The 16,948-nt window shown below is 71.3% G+C and carries 11 protein-coding genes and 5 pseudogenes; 8 read left to right on the top strand and 8 right to left on the bottom strand.

Features of this window, described 5'->3' with window-relative positions:
* Positions 1 to 69 precede the first annotated feature (69 nt).
* Entirely contained in the window at positions 70 to 876 is an 807-nt protein-coding gene (locus tag ACZ8AI_RS17305; protein WP_464859159.1) for an alpha/beta fold hydrolase, read from the top strand.
* Here the strand turns inward: ACZ8AI_RS17305 and ACZ8AI_RS17300 are convergent.
* The 5 genes and pseudogenes from ACZ8AI_RS17300 to hisD all read right to left on the bottom strand — a co-directional run.
* On the bottom strand, positions 866 to 2,515 hold the full coding sequence (locus ACZ8AI_RS17300; protein WP_464859158.1) for a glycoside hydrolase family 13 protein: 1,650 nt from the start codon (positions 2,513 to 2,515) through the stop codon (positions 866 to 868). The genes ACZ8AI_RS17305 and ACZ8AI_RS17300 overlap by 11 nt on opposite strands.
* Positions 2,512 to 3,399 carry a nitrilase-related carbon-nitrogen hydrolase gene (locus tag ACZ8AI_RS17295; RefSeq protein ID WP_464859157.1) on the bottom strand — a complete coding sequence of 296 codons (888 nt, stop codon included), beginning with the start codon at positions 3,397 to 3,399 and terminating at the stop codon, positions 2,512 to 2,514. The genes ACZ8AI_RS17300 and ACZ8AI_RS17295 overlap by 4 nt, the downstream gene beginning before the upstream one ends.
* Positions 3,345 to 5,114, bottom strand: a complete 1,770-nt coding sequence (locus ACZ8AI_RS17290) for an ABC transporter permease (RefSeq protein WP_464859156.1) — start codon at positions 5,112 to 5,114, stop codon at positions 3,345 to 3,347. Before ACZ8AI_RS17290 ends, ACZ8AI_RS17295 begins: the two co-directional genes overlap by 55 nt.
* A gap of 1 nt (position 5,115) precedes the next feature.
* Positions 5,116 to 6,236: pseudogene (locus tag ACZ8AI_RS17285) on the bottom strand (ABC transporter substrate-binding protein).
* 215 nt (positions 6,237 to 6,451) lie between these two features.
* Positions 6,452 to 7,708, bottom strand: a pseudogene (gene hisD / locus ACZ8AI_RS17280) (histidinol dehydrogenase); the annotation flags it as partial.
* Positions 7,709 to 7,880: 172 nt separating this feature from the next.
* Here hisD and ACZ8AI_RS17275 point away from each other — a divergent pair.
* The 7 genes and pseudogenes from ACZ8AI_RS17275 to ACZ8AI_RS17245 all read left to right on the top strand — a co-directional run bounded on the left by ACZ8AI_RS17275 (position 7,881) and on the right by ACZ8AI_RS17245 (position 14,528).
* Entirely contained in the window at positions 7,881 to 8,855 is a 975-nt protein-coding gene (locus ACZ8AI_RS17275; RefSeq protein WP_464859155.1) for a LysR family transcriptional regulator, read from the top strand.
* Between the two features lie 164 nt (positions 8,856 to 9,019).
* Positions 9,020 to 9,439, top strand: a pseudogene (locus tag ACZ8AI_RS17270) (hypothetical protein); the annotation flags it as partial.
* An 811-nt stretch (positions 9,440 to 10,250) separates the two neighbouring features.
* Positions 10,251 to 11,206: pseudogene (locus ACZ8AI_RS17265) on the top strand (carbohydrate ABC transporter permease).
* 99 nt (positions 11,207 to 11,305) lie between these two features.
* Positions 11,306 to 12,105 (top strand): annotated as a pseudogene (locus ACZ8AI_RS17260) (carbohydrate ABC transporter permease).
* Positions 12,106 to 12,306: 201 nt separating this feature from the next.
* Positions 12,307 to 12,492 carry a hypothetical protein gene (locus tag ACZ8AI_RS17255; protein ID WP_464859154.1) on the top strand — a complete coding sequence of 62 codons (186 nt, stop codon included), beginning with the start codon at positions 12,307 to 12,309 and terminating at the stop codon, positions 12,490 to 12,492.
* Positions 12,493 to 12,600: 108 nt separating this feature from the next.
* Positions 12,601 to 13,305 carry a TIM-barrel domain-containing protein gene (locus ACZ8AI_RS17250; protein WP_464859153.1) on the top strand — a complete coding sequence of 235 codons (705 nt, stop codon included), beginning with the start codon at positions 12,601 to 12,603 and terminating at the stop codon, positions 13,303 to 13,305.
* Complete coding sequence (locus ACZ8AI_RS17245) at positions 13,269 to 14,528, top strand: TIM-barrel domain-containing protein (protein ID WP_464859254.1); 1,260 nt, start codon at positions 13,269 to 13,271, stop codon at positions 14,526 to 14,528. Before ACZ8AI_RS17250 ends, ACZ8AI_RS17245 begins: the two co-directional genes overlap by 37 nt.
* A 40-nt stretch (positions 14,529 to 14,568) precedes the next feature.
* Here ACZ8AI_RS17245 and ACZ8AI_RS17240 read toward each other — a convergent pair whose 3' ends face one another.
* The 3 genes from ACZ8AI_RS17240 to ACZ8AI_RS17230 all read right to left on the bottom strand — a co-directional run bounded on the left by ACZ8AI_RS17240 (position 14,569) and on the right by ACZ8AI_RS17230 (position 16,710).
* Entirely contained in the window at positions 14,569 to 15,582 is a 1,014-nt protein-coding gene (locus tag ACZ8AI_RS17240; protein ID WP_464859152.1) for a LacI family DNA-binding transcriptional regulator, read from the bottom strand.
* Positions 15,583 to 15,958: 376 nt separating this feature from the next.
* Entirely contained in the window at positions 15,959 to 16,201 is a 243-nt protein-coding gene (locus tag ACZ8AI_RS17235) for a hypothetical protein (RefSeq protein WP_464859151.1), read from the bottom strand.
* A 179-nt stretch (positions 16,202 to 16,380) separates the two neighbouring features.
* A complete protein-coding gene (locus ACZ8AI_RS17230; protein WP_464859150.1) occupies positions 16,381 to 16,710 on the bottom strand; it encodes a hypothetical protein in 330 nt (109 codons plus the stop codon).
* Between the last annotated feature and the right edge of the window lie 238 nt (positions 16,711 to 16,948).

Genomic DNA, 16,948 nt, shown 5'->3' with positions numbered 1-16,948 from the left:
TACCGGGGCGGAACCAGGTGTTGCGGCTGCGGGCGGACGCCGCCTCGGGCGGGGAGGACCATGGGCGCCATGACGAGTCAGGTCGTGATCGGACCGTCGGCATCGCTGGCGTACGACACCTCGGGGAGCGGGATGCCGCTCCTCGCCTTCCACGGCGCGTACTCGTCGCGCGTCGAGGTGCGCGGGTTCCTCGAGCCGATGCTCGCCGGCCGTGCCGTCCGCCCGGTGTACGTCGACCTGCCCGGCCACGGCGACTCACGCCCGTCGAGCGGGTTCCGGTCGGCGGAGGACGTGCTCGACGCCGTCGACCGGCTGCTCGACACCGAGGTGCCGCACGGGCCGTTCCTCCTGCTCGGGCACTCCTACGGCGGCCACTTCGCCCGCGCCGTCGCCGCCCGGCACCCGGACCGCGTCGCCGGCCTCGCCCTCCTCTGCACCGTCCTGCCCGGCGAGCTGCGTCCGGCGGCGTTCGCGCTGGTCCGCGACGACGGCGTCTCGGCGCAGCTCGACGACGACCAGCGTGCCGAGTACGAGGGCTACTTCGTCGTCCGGACCGCGGCGACGCTCGAACGGTTCCGGACCGCCGTCGTGCCCGCGGGCGGCACCGTCGACGACGAGACCCTGGAGCGCGCGATCACGACGGGACCGCACGCCGCCGACCCCGACGCCGTGGTGGTCGACGCGCCCGTGCTCGTGCTGTCCGGCCGCCGCGACCACTGGGTCGGGTGGGAGCGGCAGGAGCGGCTCGGCGACGGCGACGTGTACCCGCACGCCACCGTGGTGACGGTCGCCGACGCCGGGCACGCGCTGCCCCACGAGCGGCCGGGGCTCGTGGGGGCGCTGCTCGGCGACTGGCTCGAGCGGGTCAGTCCGTGATCCCCACCGCCGCATCCGGCGCCAGTGCCCCGTCCCGCACCGCGTCCGGTACCGACCGCAGCACGATGGTCCCGGCCGGCAGGGCGACCGGCTCAGCGCCGGTATTCGCGACCACCGTCACCGAGCCGCTCGACCACGCCAGGACGCCCGAGTCCGGCTCGCCGAGATCCTCGATCCACCGCAGGTGCCCGGCCGCCACGCCGCTCGACGCCCGGGCCGCGAGCGCAGCCCGGTAGAGCTCGAGCGTCGACGCCTGCTCGCCGGTCTGTTCGGACACCGCGAACGTCCCGAAGTCCTCGGGCTGGGGCAACCAGGTGTCGGCCGAGTCGCCGAACCCGAACGACGGCCCGTCGGGTGTCCACGGCAGCGGGACGCGACATCCGTCGCGACCGCGGGTGCGGTGGCCAGAGCGTTCCCAGACCGGGTCCTGCCGGACGTCGTCGGGCAGGGTGGTGACCTCGGGCAGGCCGAGTTCCTCGCCCTGGTACAGGTAGGCGGAGCCGAGGAGTCCGAGCATGAGGAGGGTCGCCGCCCGTGCCCGCCGGAGCCCGAGGGCGCGGTCCGGCTGGGGGTCGTCCACGCCGACGCCCGACTCGAGCTCCACCGGGCCGTCGTACCCGAAACGGCTGGCGTGCCGCATGACGTCGTGGTTCGAGAGCACCCACGTGGTGGGCGCGCCGACGGCGTCGTTCGCGGCGAGGCTGACGTCCACGGTGTCGCGGATGGCGCGTGCGTCCCAGGGCAGTGACAGGTACGCGAAGTTGAACGCCTGGTGCATCTCGTCGGGACGGACGATCCGTGCGGCGCGTTCCGGCGGCAGCCACGCCTCGGCGCAGAGGATGCGCTGGCCGTCGTACTCGTCGAGGATCCGCCGCCAGTCGCGGAAGACGTCGTGGATGCCCTCCTGGTCCCACATCGGCGGCATCACGCCGTCGACGGGCTCGATGACACCGTGGGTCGCGTGCGGCCAGTCCGGGAGTCCGGGGGCCTTCACGATCGCGTCGCAGACGTCGACGCGGAAGCCGTCCACGCCGCGGTCGAGCCAGAACCGCAGGGTGGTCTCGAACTCGTCGTGGACGCGCTGGTCGTCCCAGTTCCAGTCCGGCTGCTCGGGTGCGAACAGGTGCAGGTACCACTGGCCCGGGGTGCCGTCGGCCTCGGTGACCCGCGTCCACGCGGGCCCCTGGAACATGGACTCCCAGTCGTTCGGCGGCTCGTCTCCGCCGGGTCCGCGTCCGTCACGGAAGTGGAAGAGGGCCCGTTCCGGGCTGCCTGGAGGCGCGGCGAGCGCCCGGCGGAACAGCGTGTGCTGGTCGGAGCAGTGGTTGGGAACGAGGTCCACGATCACCCGGAGTCCGAGGCCGTGGGCGCGATCGAGCAGGGCATCCGCGTCCGTCAGGGTGCCGTACAGCGGGTCGACGTCTCGGTAGTCCGCGACGTCGTAGCCGCCGTCCGCCTGCGGCGACGGGTAGAAGGGCGAGAGCCAGATCGCGTCGGCTCCGAGGGCGGCGACGTGGTCGAGGCGGTCGGTGATGCCGCGGAGGTCGCCGGTACCGTCGCCGTCGGCATCCGCGAAGGAGCGCGGGTACACCTGGTAGATGACGGCGGTCCGCCACCACTCGTGGTCGTCGTGGGTCATGCCTGCGGTACCTCTCGTGCGTAGATCGTGGGGCGGCGGTCGCGGAGCCAGTCGTTGTGCGGACTGGTCGACTTGTCGCGGGCGAGCGTCGGGAAGACGTCGGCGGTGACCGTGGCAGCCCCTGCCCCGGGCTGGGCCTCGGCGACGACCCAGCCGAACTGGTCGACGATGACGCTCGCCTCGTTCCAGTCCTGGCCGCGTTCCGTCCCGGCGCGATCGCAGCACGCGACGAAGACGCCGTTGCCACGAGCGGCCGCCTGCGCCGCGATCACCTCGGCGACCCGGTCCCGCTCGGGGTGCGAGCCGACCGGCCAGTTCGTCGGGACGGCGATGAGGTCGGCGCCAGCCAGCGCGAGCATCCGCGGCATCTCCGGGAACTCCATGTCGTAGCAGACGAGGACGCCGATCCGACCGTGCGCCGTGGTGACCACGGGCGGGGCCTCGTCGCCGGGTTCGAAGAGGAGCGCCTCCTCGTCCCAGAGGTGGGTCTTGCGGTAGACGGTGCGGATGCCGCTCGCATCGACCACGGCGACGCTGTTGCGGAGCACCTCGCCGTCGCGCTCGCAGAACCCGAGGACCACGACGGCCGTCGTACCGGCGAGCCGGTCGGTCAGCCGGTCGAACACCGGGTGTGAGGTCGTGATCGCCGCCGTCGCCGCCTCGGTCCGGTCGCGGAAGACGTAGCCGCTCGTCGCCAGCTCCGGCAGGACGAGCACGTCGACGCCGTCCTCGAGCGCGCGGGTGACGGCGTCGAGGACGGCCTCGGTGTTCCCCGCCAGGTCGCCGAGCACCGGGGCGAGCTGGTCGCACCGGACCCGGGCCACCCCGGTCACTTCACGGCCCCTTCCGTCCAGGCCGGTGATGAGCCGACGCTGCAGGACCACGTACGCGACCACGATCGGCAGCGCGACGAGGACGGCCGCGGCGGCGGTGACGTCGGGCTGCGCGGCCGTGCTGGGCGCCGGAGAAGAACGAGAGCGACAGCGGGGCCGTCCTGGACCGCCTGGTTCTGCGGCACCAGGACGAGCGCGAGCAGGAACTCGTTCCAGGTGAACAGGAACAGGATCGTCGCGAGTGTCGCGACCGCCGGCATCGCGACGGGCATGAGCACGCTCCGCAGGATCCGGAACCGGCCGGCACCGTCGATCCGGGCGGCCTCGAGCAGTTCGGTCGGGACGGACGCGAAGAACGACCGCATCCAGAAGACACCGAGCGGGACGGACAGACCGACCTGCGGCAGGATCAGTGCGCCGTAGGTGTCGACGAGGCCCCATCCCGCCAGCATCTGGTAGAGCGGCAGCACGGTGACCTCGTAGGGCAGCACGAGGCCGATCAGGAGCAGTCCGAGCAGGATCCGGCCGCCGGGCACCCGCATGTGGGCGAGTGCGTACCCCGCGAGGCAGGCCACCGCGGCGGTCACCACGACGACCGTGATCGCGACGACGGCGCTGGAGAGCAGCGCCGAGCCGAACCCGCCCTGGGTCCAGGCCTCCACGTAGTTGCCGAAGCCGACACTGCCGGCGCCGGACGCCCCACCGTCCCCGCCCAGGGAGGTGACGATGACCGAGGCCAACGGGAACGCGGCGACGAGCGCCGCGACGATGAGCACGGCGTGCGTCAGCACGCTCTCGGAACGGGCCACCCTCATGCGCGGACCCCTGCCCGCTCGACGTTCCGGGCGCTCGCGGAGGGCGAGCTGGACGATCCCCACGACGACCAGGATGAGCACGGTCAGGACCACGGCGAGCGCCGACGCCTGTCCGAGCGCGCGGTCCTGGAAGGCGTCCTGGTAGACGAACACGCTGGGGACGGTCGTCGAGGTGCCGGGGCCGCCACGGGTCGTGTTCCAGATGAGGTCGAAGTTCCGGAGTGCGAACGTGATGGTGAGGATGAGCGCGATCGAGATCTGCGGCCGCAGCGCGGGCAGCGTGATCGCGGTGAACTCCCGGAGTGCGCCCGCCCCGTCGAGCCGCGCCGCCTCGTACAGCGAACGGTCGATGGTGGCGATCCCGGCGAGGAACAGCACCATGCAGAGTCCGTACTCGACCCAGGTCCCGATCAGTCCGATGGACGGCAGGGCGGTACCGAAGTCGCCGAGCCAGGTGCGGGCGAGCCCACCGAGGCCGACCGCGCGGAGGACGGCGTTCACGGGGCCGTCGTCGGCGAGGATGCCGCGCCACGCGACCGCGACGACAACGCTGGACAGCACCTGCGGCAGGAAGAGCACCGCGCGGAGCGTCGTGAGGCCGTGGATCCGGATCCGGGACATCGCCCCGGCGAGCAACAATCCGATCAGGACGGGCAGGGCGGCGTAGAACACGAGGAGCACGAGCGAGTGCCCGAGCGCCTGCCGGAGGTCCGGGTCACTGAAGACCGCGGCGTAGTTCGAGAGCCCCGCCGGGGTCGCGACGCTGATGCCGTCCCAGTCGTAGAACGAGATCCGGACCGACTGCACGATCGGCACGACGACGAACACGGCGAAGAACGCGAGGGCCGGCGCCACGTAGAGCAGCGAGGACCAGCTGGGGCGGGAGGCCGCCGGGCGACGCACACGTGGTGCTGCTCGAGCGGCCTCCCGCTCGGCGACGGTGACGGCCATGTCAGCCGTGCGCCTTCGCCCAGGTCTGCTGGACGGTCTGGGTGAAGGCCTTCGGGCTGGTCTTGCCGGCCATCACCTCCTGCAGCGCGCCGCCCATCTTCGTCAGCATGTCGGTCGTGCTCCAGTCGTAGTAGCCGACCTGCGTGCCGGCCGCGATGGTGTCCTTGAGCGCGGTGAGCGTCTGCTCCTGCAGTGGGTCGTCGGACGTCACACCGTCGGTCACCACGGGGAGGCGGCCGGTGTCGAGGATCCACTGCCCGGTCTCGGGCGAGTGGAGCATCGCGAGGAAGGCGATGGCAGCGTCCTGGTGCTCGGACTTCGAGCTGATGTGCCACGGTGACGCGGTGGCGCCGACACCGCCCGAGGTCAGTGGGGCGAGCCCGAAGCCCTTCGAGTCGAGCGAGGCACCGTTCCAGGACCCGCCGACGAAGAACACGCCGGTGCCCTTCGCGAAGCGTGCGATGGCGTCCTCGTTGCTGAGACCGTCGTAGCCGGTGCCGAAGTAGCCCTTCTCCGCCCAGTCGCGCATGGTCTGCGCCGCCTGCTCGTTGCCGCTCGTCGCGAAGGTGCTCCCCTGCTCGCCACCGATCCAGGCCGCGATGTCCTTCGGCTCCTGCTTCGTCACGGCGATGTCCGAGAAGATGTGGGTCGCGGCGTACTGGTCCGAGTTGCCGAGGGCGATCGGCTGCTCGCCCGCGGCCTTCGCCGTCGCGAGGTCCGCCTCGAGGTCCTCGATCGAGGTCGGGGCTGCAGGCCGAGGGCCTCGAGCTTCTGCTTGTCGTAGTAGATGCCCTGCACCTCGCTGATCGGCGACATGCCGTACAGGGTGCCGGAGCCGAACGCCGTGCCGGCCGTGTCCCAGCGGGCCGGTGCGAGCGTCGACGCACCGGTCCCGGAGGTCCAGCCGTAGACCTTCGCCACGTCGTCGATCGGCCGGATCAGCTTGCCCTTCACGAGCGCACCGTCGACCGCGTACCCGATGTTGCCCTGGAACAGGTCGGGCGCGTTCGACGAGTTCGCCGCGTTCACGACCGTGGCGGTCAGGTCGTCGAAGCTCTTGTAGGTGATCTTCACGTCGACGTTCGGGTACGCCTTCTCGTAGGCGGGGACGAGCTTCTGCATGAGGGGCTTCTCGGCGACGTCCGCCCACATGCTCAGGGTGGTGTCACCGCCCTTCTTCACGTCCGCGGTGGTCACCTTCGCGGTGATGTCCTGCTGGTCGGCGCGCTGGCCGGTGCCGCCGGCGCCGGGCGCGGAGCAACCCGCGAGGGCGACGACGAGTCCGATGACGGGGAGCGCGACGAGGAGCCCTCGTCGACGTGCTGATGCGGTCATGGTCACTTCCGGGTCGTGAGTTCGGGTTCGGGGTGGTGGAGGTGGCGCCGTGGAGCCGGTCGGTGCGGAGGGTGGCGGTGGCGCGGTGCGCGGACATCCCCTCGCTGGCCGAGATGACGTCGACCGCGTCGGCGAGCGCCGGGGTGGCCTCGCGGGCGATGTGCTGGTACGTCAGGGGCTTGAGGGAACCGCGAGACGGAGAGGCCTGCGCTGTGCTTCGCCCCACCGGCCGTCGGCAGGGTGTGGTTCGTGCCGGCCATGCCCTTGTCCGAGTACGCGACGGTGCTCCACGGGCCGATGAAGAGCGAGCCGTAGTTCGTCAGGTGGTCGTGGAACCAGGCGTCGTCGTCGGTCTGCACCTCGAGGTGCTCCGGGGCGAGTTCGTCCATCACGGCGACGGCGGCCTCGCGGTCGTCGACCACGATCACGGAGCCGAAGTCGTACCAGGCGGGTCCGCAGATGGCGTTCGTCGACAGGGTCGGGAGCTGCCGCTCGACCTCGGCGACGACCGCTTCCCCGAGGGCGCGCGATGTGGTGACGAGTGCCGCCGGCGAGTTCGGGCCGTGCTCGGCCTGCCCGAGCAGGTCGGCGGCGACGAGCTCCGGGTCAGCGGTCTCGTCGGCGATCACCGCGACCTCGGACGGTCCGGCGAGGAGGTCAATCGCCACCGCTCCGAACAGCTGTCGCTTCGCCTCGGCGACGAATGCGTTGCCCGCGCCGACGATCATGTCGACGGGGGCCTCGCCGAGCAGCCCGTAGGCCATCGCGGCGAGCGCCTGGACGCCACCGACGACGAACAGGCGGTCGACGCCGGAGACGTACGCGGCGTAGGCGACCGCGGCGTTGACACCGCCGTCCGGCTGCGGCGGCGTGCAGGCGATCACCGTGGGGACCCCGGCGGCCTTGGCCACGCCGACGCTCATGAACGCGCTCGCGGTGAGCGGGAAGCGCCCGGCCGGCAGGTACGCGCCGACACTGCCGACCGGGACGTAGCGCTGACCGACGGTGAGGCCGGGGACGAGCTCGGCCTCGAAGTCGGTCAGGTGGTCGCGCTGCAGCCGCGCGAACTGCTGGGTGCGCTCGGCACCGAGTTCGATGGCCGCGCGGAGTTCGGGGGTGAGGCGTTCGCCCGTCGCGGCGAGTTCCTCGGCGGAGAGCTCGACGACGTCGGCACCGTCGAGCTCCCGCGCGTACCGGCGGACCGCGTCGATGCCGTCGCGCGCGATCTCCTCGAGCATGCCGGCGACGCGCTCGGCGACGGCGGGGTCGCGCTGTACCTCGGGGGCGTCGACCTCGGGGGCCTTGACGAACGAGAACCGGTGGCCGTTCTCGGCGGTGAAACGGGGGGCTGAGCTTCATGGGATCGAGCCTGACGATGCTCCGCACCAAGGGCAAGGGCGAAACTTCCAGGGCTTCCCATAGGGTAACGCTATGACGCTCAACCAGCTGCGCGCGTTCCTCGTGATCGCCGTCGCCGGGTCGTTCTCCGCCGCCGCGGTCCAGCTCGGGATGGCTCAGCCGTCCGTGTCCGAGCTCGTCAAACGGATGGAGGACACCTACGGGGTCCGGCTCTTCACGCGCAGCAGCCGCGGACTGGTGCTCACCGCCGCCGGCGAGGCACTGCTCCCGCACGCCAGGCAGACGGTCGACGCCGCCGAGGAAGCAGACCGCGCCCTCCGTGACCTCACGAGTCTCCGCGGCGGGGTCGCCACGTTCGGCCTGCTCCGGAACGCGAACTACTACTTCCTCTCGCGGCTGCTCGAACGGTTCCACCAGCGCTACCCCGACGTGCGGCTGCGGGTGATCGGGCTCAACTCCGTCGAGGTCGCCGAAGCAGTCGCCGCCGGGGAGCTCGAGGCCGGCCTCGTGGTGCTGCCGATCGACGCCGAATCGCTCGAGGTCACACCCCTGCGCCGCGACGACGTCCTGTTCGCCTCGGCCGACCCGACGAAGACCGCACGGCCGGTGACGATCGAGGACCTCGCGGCGACCGACCTCGTCCTCTACGACGCGCACTACGGGTGGCGCGATCCGACCCGACGGCAGCTCGCGGAACGAGCGCAGCTCGCCGGGGTCTCGCTCGTGCCCCGCATCGAGGTGGAGCACATCGACTCCGCCCTCGACCTGGTGGCCCGCGGCGCCGGTGACACCATCGTGTCCGGGGCCGTCGCCGCAGGCCGGAACTTCCCGCCGGGTCTGCACACGGTGCGCTTCGCGGACCCGCTGTACGACACCATCGCGCTCGTCCAGCGGTCAGGCGTCCCCCTCTCCCCCCGGCCACGCGGGAACTGGCCCGCCTCGCACGCCGGATGCTCCTCGAGGGCTGACGACACGGCGCGACCCACGGCGTTCCGCACGGGGCACGGCGGACGCGCACCGCGCCTCCTGTCCGGATTACAACGTTGACTTGCGGTTTCCAGCGCTGTAAACATGACCACGCGCGAGGGAGCGCACGAGGGAGCAGCAATGGTCGGCAGCAGGACAGGAACCATCGGGACGACGCTCGGACGGCGGGGGTTCCTCGCCGGAGCGGCAGGCGGGATCGCACTCGGCACGTTGGCGTTGGCGGGGTGCGCGACGCCTGGCCAGGCCGCTGCGGGCGGCACCACGCTGCGTTTCTACGAGCAGAAACAAGAGGTGATCGCCTACTTCGACAAGCTCCTCCGCCGGTTCGAACGCGAGCACGCCGGCCTCTCCGTGGTCCACGACAGCACCACGGCGATCGCACCGCAGTTCGTCCGCGGACAGCCGGCCGACGTCGGGTGCTTCAACGACAACCTCGAACTCGCCCGCTACGTCGAGCGCGGTGTGCTCCGCGACCTCAGCGGGCTGCCGTCCGCCGATCGGATCCGGCCGAGCATCGCGTCGCTCGGCGACCAGTACGCGAAGTACCCGGCCGCGTCAGCGTGCTGCCGTACTCGTTGGCCGCAGCCGGTGTCATCTACAACAAGAAGATCTTCGCGGACCACGGCCTGCCGGTCCCCACGACCTGGCACGAGTTCGTCGACGTGTGCACCGAGTTGCAGAAGGCGGGCATCACGCCGGTGTACGCGACCGACCGTGACACGGACGCTCTGGCAGGGCCTCTTCGACTACTCCGTGGGCAGCCTCGTCGACACCGGCGAGTTCTTCCGGAAGATGAAGACCATCGGCGCGGACGTCGGGCCCGACTCCGAGGTGTCGTTCGAGAAGACCTTCGCGGTGCCGATGGAACGCGCGAAGACCATCTCGTCGTTCTTCAACCCGGACCACGCGACCCGGTCGTACGCCGACGGCAACCTGGCGTTCGGGCAGGGCAAGGCAGCCATGTACCTGCAGGGGCCGTGGGCGCTCGGGCAGATCGCGCTCATCGACGACAAGCTCGAAGTCGGCACCTTCGCCCTCCCCGTCTCGAACGACCCCGCCGACCGGAAGGCCCGGGTGAACGTCGACCTCGGGCTCTGGATCCCGGAGGCCAGCGGTCACGTCGACCAGGCCCACGAGCCTCGTCGAGTTCCTCATGCAGGACGAGGTCATCGACGCGTACAACCGCGACAATCTCGCCTACTCCACCCGGAAGGGCGCACCGCCGCAGACCGACGAGCGACTCGCGGGCCTGCAGCAGTACGTCGACGACGCCGCGTTCTACCAGGGCGCCGGCACCTTCATCCCGACCTCCATCCCGCTCGGCAACTACCTGCAGTCGGCGATCCGGAGCGGTGACTTCACCTCGATGCTGCGGCGACTCGACGCGGACTGGCGGCGGCTCGCCGGCCGGTCGGCGACGGTCTGAGCCCGGCGACCAGGACCCCAGGAGCGATCATGACCATGCAGACCCCTCTCGCTGGCGAGACCGACCAGCCGGCACCCGGCGCGGCCACGGCGGCCACGCGCGTGCACCGACGCGTCGGTTCGCTGCACCGCACCGAGCGGATGTACTACTTCTTCGTGGTGCCGGCCCTCGTGCTGTTCACCGCCTTCGTCGTCGCTCCCGCGTGCGTCGGCATCTTCTACAGCTTCACCGACTACCTCGGCTTCGGCGCGTGGCACTTCCTCGGGTTCGAGAACTACAAGGCGCTCGTGTCCGACCCGTCGATCCTCGCGTCGTACGGGTTCACGCTCGGGTTCGCGCTCGTCACGGTCGTCGTCACGCAGGTCATCGCGCTGGCCCTGGCGATCGGCCTGACGAAGAAGGTCAAGTACGCCGCGGGCTCCGCTCGGTGTTCGTGATCCCGATGGTCGTCTCCGGCATCGTCGTGGCGTACGTCTTCAACTACCTCTTCTCGAACACGCTCCCCGCGCTGGCCACCTCGGTCGGCTTCGGGCCCCTCGAGCAGAGCATCCTGGGCGACCCGAACCTCGCCTGGCTGTCGATCGTGATCGTCTCGGCCTGGCAGACCGTGCCCGGTGCGCTCCTCGTCTACACCGCGGGGCTCACGTCGATCCCGAACGACCTGTACGAGGCGAGCGCGCTCGACGGCGCCGGTGCCTGGAAGCAGCTCCGCTCGATCACGCTGCCGCTCATCAGCGGGTTCATCGTCATCAACACCGTGCTCGGCGTGAAGGGCTACCTCGGCGCGTACGACGTCATCGTCGGCCTGACCGGCGGTGGTCCCGGCACCGCGACGAGCAGCGTCGCGATGACGATCTTCAGCGGCTTCACCGGCGGCGACTACGCCTACCAGATGGCGAACGCGACCGTCTTCTTCATCATCACCGTCCTCATCTCCGTGCTGCAGCTCGCGGCGACCCGTGGAAGGAACCTGCGACTCGCATGACCGCCGTCGACACCCGAACCCAGACCACCGTCCCCAGCGGCCGCGACGACGACGACCGGCCGGTCCGTCGGCGCCGGCTCGGCCGACCGGAACTGGCCGCTGACGATCCTGCTCGCGGTCGCGTCCCTGACCGTCCTCGTCCCGCTCTACGTGACCGTGGCGATGGCGTTCAAGACGAGCGCGCAGTCCGTCGACGGCAACGCCCTGTCCCTGCCCGCGCCGTTCAACCCGGCGAGCTTCGTCGAGGCGTGGCAGCTGACACGCTTCCCCGTCTCGTTCTCGGTCTCGGTCGGCGTCGCCGCGCTCACCGTCGTCGCGACGCTGCTCCTCAGCTCGTTCGCCTCGTACGCGATCGTGCGGAACTGGCACAAGCGGTTCTTCCGCTTCTCGTTCGTGTACCTGCTCGCGGCGATGTTCCTGCCGTTCCCGGTCATCGCCCTGCCGCAGATCAAGCTCACCGCGCAGCTCGGCCTCGACAACCCGATCGGCGTCGGGATCCTGCACGCCATGTTCCAACTGTCGTTCAGCGTGCTGCTCTACTCGGCGTACCTGCGGTCCATCCCGGTCGAGCTCGAGGAGAGCGCCCGCATCGACGGGGCGAGCACGTGGCAGATCTTCTGGCAGATCATCCTGCCGCTGCTCGTGCCGATGAACGCCACGGTCGGCATCTTCGCCTTCCTGGCCTGTGGAACGACTTCATGCTGCCGTCGCTCATCACCGCAGACCCGACGTTGCAGACGCTGCCGGTCGTGCAGAACATCTTCCAGAGCAAGTTCGGCACGAACTACAACGTCGCGTTCGCCTCGTACCTGATGGCGATGGCGCCGACGATCATCGTGTACCTGTTCGCCCAGCGCTGGGTGATCTCGGGTGTGACCCAGGGAGCGGTGAAGAACTGATGGCATCGACCGAGACCCACACCACCGCGGACGTGATCCGCCCCTTCCCAGGGTCGGCCCCTCCGCCGACCCGGCCGCCACGATCACCGGCGACCACTGGCGGGTCACCGTGCTGGCCGACGGGGTCTTCCGTGTCGAGTGGAGCGACGACGGCGGGTTCGAGGACCGCGCCTCGACGCTCGCGCCCGGCGCGACCTGCCGGTGCCGGACTACACGGTCGAGCGGACCGGCAGCGCGGACGCCGCCGGAAGCCCGGACGCCACCGGCACCGACAGCGCCACCGGCGTCGTCGTCACCACCGCCCGCGCCCGCCTGCGCTACGACGGCCGCCCGTTCTCCCCGGGCGGCTTCACCGTCGAGACCCTCGGCCCGGACGCCAACCGGTAGGCGCTGGGGCCAGGAGCCCCGCGACCTCGGCGGCACCGGCCGGACGCTCGACGACGTCGACGGCCGCATGCCGCTCGAGTCGGGATCCTCGCGCGGGACGGCATCACCGTGCTCGACGACTCCGAGTCCTTCCTGTTCGCGGACGACGGCTGGATCGGCACCCGGGTGCCCGGCCGCCGCGACGTCACCGTCTTCGCGTACGGCCGCGACTACGACGCCGCCCTGCACGCCTTCCACGCCGTCTCCGGCGCACCGTCGCTCCTGCCGCGGTGGGCGCTCGGCAACTGGTGGAGCCGGTACCACCCGTACACGGACACCGAGTACCTGGCGCTCGTCGACCGGTTCGCCGAGGAGCACCTGCCGTTCTCGGTCGCCGTCATCGACATGGACTGGCACCGGGTCGAATCCGTCCCGGAGCGCTTCGGCAACGGCTGGACCGGCTACTCGTGGGAGCCGTCGCTGTTCCCCGACCCCGCCGGCTTCCTGGGCGAGCTGCACCGTCGCGGGATGCGCACCACGCTGAACCTCCACCCGGCCGACGGGGTGCGTGCGTTCGAGGACGCCTACCCCGCCGTCGCCCGGGCGATGGGCATCGACCCCGCGACCGAGCAGGTCGTCCTGTCGACCCGACCGACCCGACGTTCCTCCGCACGTACTTCGCCGACCTGCACCACCCCTCGAGGAGCAGGGCGTCGACTTCTGGTGGATCGACCGGGGCGGGCCGCACTACGAGCCTGCCCGGCGTCGACCCGCTGTGGCTGCTCAACCACTTCCACATGCTGGACTCCGCCCGCGACGGCGCCGCGGGCATGACGTTCTCGCGGTACGCGGGCCCCGGCAGCCACCGCTACGCCGTCGGCCTCTCCGGCGACGCGGTCGTCTCGTGGGCGTCGCTGGCGTTCCAGCCCGAGTTCACCGCGACGGCCGCGAACATCGGGTACGGCTGGTGGAGTCACGACATCGGTGGGCACACCCGCGGTGTCCGCGACGACGAGCTGGCGACGCGGTGGGTGCAGTTCGGGGTGTTCTCGCCGATCATGCGGCTGCACTCCGCGAACAACCCGTTCATCCGGAAGGAGCCGTGGGCGTTCCCCGCCGAAGCCCGCGACGCGATGGGGCGACGCGCTGCAGTTCCGCCACCGCCTGGTCCCCTACCCCCACACCACGAACCACCGCGCCGCCGCCGGCACCGCGCTGGTCCGGCCGCTGTACCACCTGGAGCCGCACCGCGACGAGGGTACCGCGTGCCGAACGAGTACGCGTTCAGCAGCGAGCTCCTCGTCGCGCCGATCGTCGAGCCGCGCGACCCGGAGTCCCTGCTCGGTCGCGCCCGCGCCTGGCTGCCGCCCGGCACCTGGACGGACGTCTTCACCGGCACGACCTACGCCGGCGACCGCCGGGTCGACCTGCACCGCGGCATCGAGGGCATCCCGGTGCTCCTCCGCGGCGGCGGGATCCTGCCGCCTTCGCCGCCGAGGACGAGGTCGACGCCACGGCGAGGTCCCGACGTCGCTCGAGGTGCTCGTCGCTCAGGGCGTTCGGCTCGTTCACCCTCGCCGAGGACCGTGAGGACGACCCGACTCGGTCTGCACCACCTTCCGCCTGTCGTGGGATGCCGACGAGTCCGGTTCCAGGTCCACCCCGCCGAGGGAGTGACCGCACGTCCGTCCCCGCCCACCGGCACTGGCGGGTCACCTTCCCTTCGCCGCCCCGGCAGCAGGACAAGCGGTGGACCGCGCAGGGGACGGACCGCTTCTCGGTCGACCTCGAGGTCGACACCCGCAGCAGGTGCCGCACTCACCCTGGCCGAGTCCACCGTCCGTGGGCGTCGACGCGCGCGACGGCGCACGCCGCCTGCTCGAACGCGCCCAGTCCGGCAACCCGGAGAAGCTCGAGGCGTGGACCGTCGTGGCGCGGGACGCGTCCCGCGCCGACCGGATCGCCGAACTCGAGAGCGTCGATCTGCCGGTCTGCGCTCCGCTCGCACTGGTCGAGTTGCTGGGCAGCGTCCACCTCGGTACGGACTGACGGTGTGACGGACTGGAGAGCGCGTGGCGGCCCGCCCCGTGCCTCCAGTCAGTCGACGGAACCGTCCGCGTACGGTGCGCTCTCCCCCACGACGAGCCGGTGGCCGACGGTGACGAAGGCGGCCGGCGGCGTCGTCGCCGTCGATGCGTGCCAACAGCAGGTCGAGCGCGGACTCGGCGAGGGCGACCGTGTCCGGTGCGACCGAGGTGAGGCTGGGGGGCGAGGCTCGCGGCCGAGCCAGCCGTCCCAGCCGACCACCGCCGACGTCGGCCGGTGCCTCCAGCGCGCAGGCACCATCGCCCGCGGCGCGCCGATCGCGGCAGGTCGTCGCGGCAGAGCAGGGCGTCGACGTCGAGACCGGCGTCGAAGGCCGCACGAAGGCCGCCTCGGCGCCTGCCGCGTCACCGACCTCGCGTGCAGCGAGGAGCCCGTCGTCCACGGCGAGGCCAGCGCGTTCAAGCCGGCGCGGCCCACTCGAGCCGGAAGGTCGACGTGCGGGACACCTGCCCGGTCTCGTGCCGGAGCCCGATGCGGCGGCGGCCGAGGGCGACGAGGTGGTCCACACCGCCTCGGCGGCGGCCGCGACATTTCGATCACGACCTGGTCAGCGACACTCCGGACGGAGGTCCTCACCGAGGAACACGACGATCGTGTCGCCGCGGATGCCGTCGATGTACTCGGGGTGAGCACCTGCGGGTGGATCACGACACCGTCGACCACGCCGGCCTCCCGCCCGCGCACCGCGGCCTCACCGTCCTTGGCCACGCCGGTCTCCTCGAGCAGCTGGTAGCCGCGGTCCGCGCAGACGCGGGAGAACACGTGCGCGAGTTCGGCGAAGTACGGCCGACGGAGGTCAGGGAACGCGAGGCGAGCATGTTCGGCGTGACGGCCGGTGGCAGGCTCCGGCCAGACGTTGAGGCGGTAGCCGAGCTCGTCGACAGCGGTCTGCACGCGGTCGCGCATGGCCACGCTGACGTGCCGGTAGCCGCGCACCACGTTCGACACGGTCTTCATCGACACACCGGCGTGGTCCGCGACGTCCTGCAGCGTGACCTTGCCCACGTGGCCACCGTACCGGGCGCTCGGCGGCGCGCGGCGCACCCCGGGGCGCGCGGGCGGCGGCGCAGGGCGAGGTACGGCGAGTCGATCGGCAGCACCTTCGACACGACGGTCCTGTACTGGTCGCCAGGTCGCGGTGGCCGCTGTTCAGGTCGGTCCCTTTCCAGGCGGTACAAGGTCGGAGTCGTCGGCTGGTCGCCGAGCCAGCACCGGTACGTGTGCAGGTACGGCGGCGAGGCAACGCCGTCCGGTCGCGGACGGGCGTCGTCCTTACCGTCGTGATGGGCGATAGAGCAGTCGATCTCGTTCTGGAGCACGCTGACGCCGATGGAGGCGCTCCGTTGCCGGAGCGCCTCCATCGCCGTCGCTCAGCGCAGCGTCATTCACTCGATGTCCGAGAACAGGCCGGTGAACCCGGCCGGAGCCGATGAGGCGTCCGAACAGGTCCTGCGCGGTGGCGGTGCTGACCGCGGCGGAGGCGTCCTCGTAGCTGTCGAAGTACAGGTCGAGGGTGCAGTGGGCCGGCGTCGGTGTGCCGTCCTCCTTCGGCCAGACCTTCGCCGACTCGGCGCGGACGAGGCCGGGCGAAGCCGGCAGCCGGGTCCGCGACCTGCTGGTACACGGGCTGGAAGGCGGCGGGGTCCTCGGGGTTGTCGATGACGAGGGTGATCTTGGTGGGCTGCGGTGTTCCTTCCTGGTGGGTGTGGCGAGCGGATCAGCGGTCGGACTTCGCGGCGCCGTGCAGCCGGATGGCCGAGACGAGGAAGAAGACGGCCCCGAGGACCGCGTAGCCGCCGACGTTCACGACCGATTCGGCCTCGGCGGCCCCGAAGAGGAAGGCAGCACCGGCGAGGACGGAGATCCACCGCTGAGGATCATCGGCCACTGGCCGCCGAGACGACGGCGCAGCAGGGCGACGACGAGCTGGACCGCACCGGCGGTGATCGCCCAGAGGCCCCAGACGACCATGACGGCGGAGACACCCGGCGTCACGGCGAACGCCAGGCCGACGGCCGCCAGCGAGCTGAGCCCCATGTTGACGAAGAGCAACGGCGACGGCCCGGTGCCGCGGGAAGCGCGGTAGTCGACGACGGCCGCCGCGACGTCGAAGAGCGAGTAGATGAGCAGCAACGTGATGCTGACCGGGCCGAAGTCCGGCCGAGGCGCTGACGATCAGCACGATCGCCCAGACGATCTGGACCGCGAACCGGACGAAGTAGAGGAGCGCAGTGATGAAGCGACCCCGGCGGAGCGGGGAACGGAGGTGGCGGACATCCAGGGAGACCTTTCGAGGCGGGTGATGCCGAGGTCTCCGGAAGTCCATGAACCTTGCCGGCATCTCGTCACCGCAGTAGGCCGAGCTGATCAC

The sequence above is a fragment of the Curtobacterium sp. AC273 genome, assembly GCF_979253735.1.
Note: the sequence above shows the minus strand (reverse complement) of the source record. Positions and strands in the feature narration are given on the sequence as shown.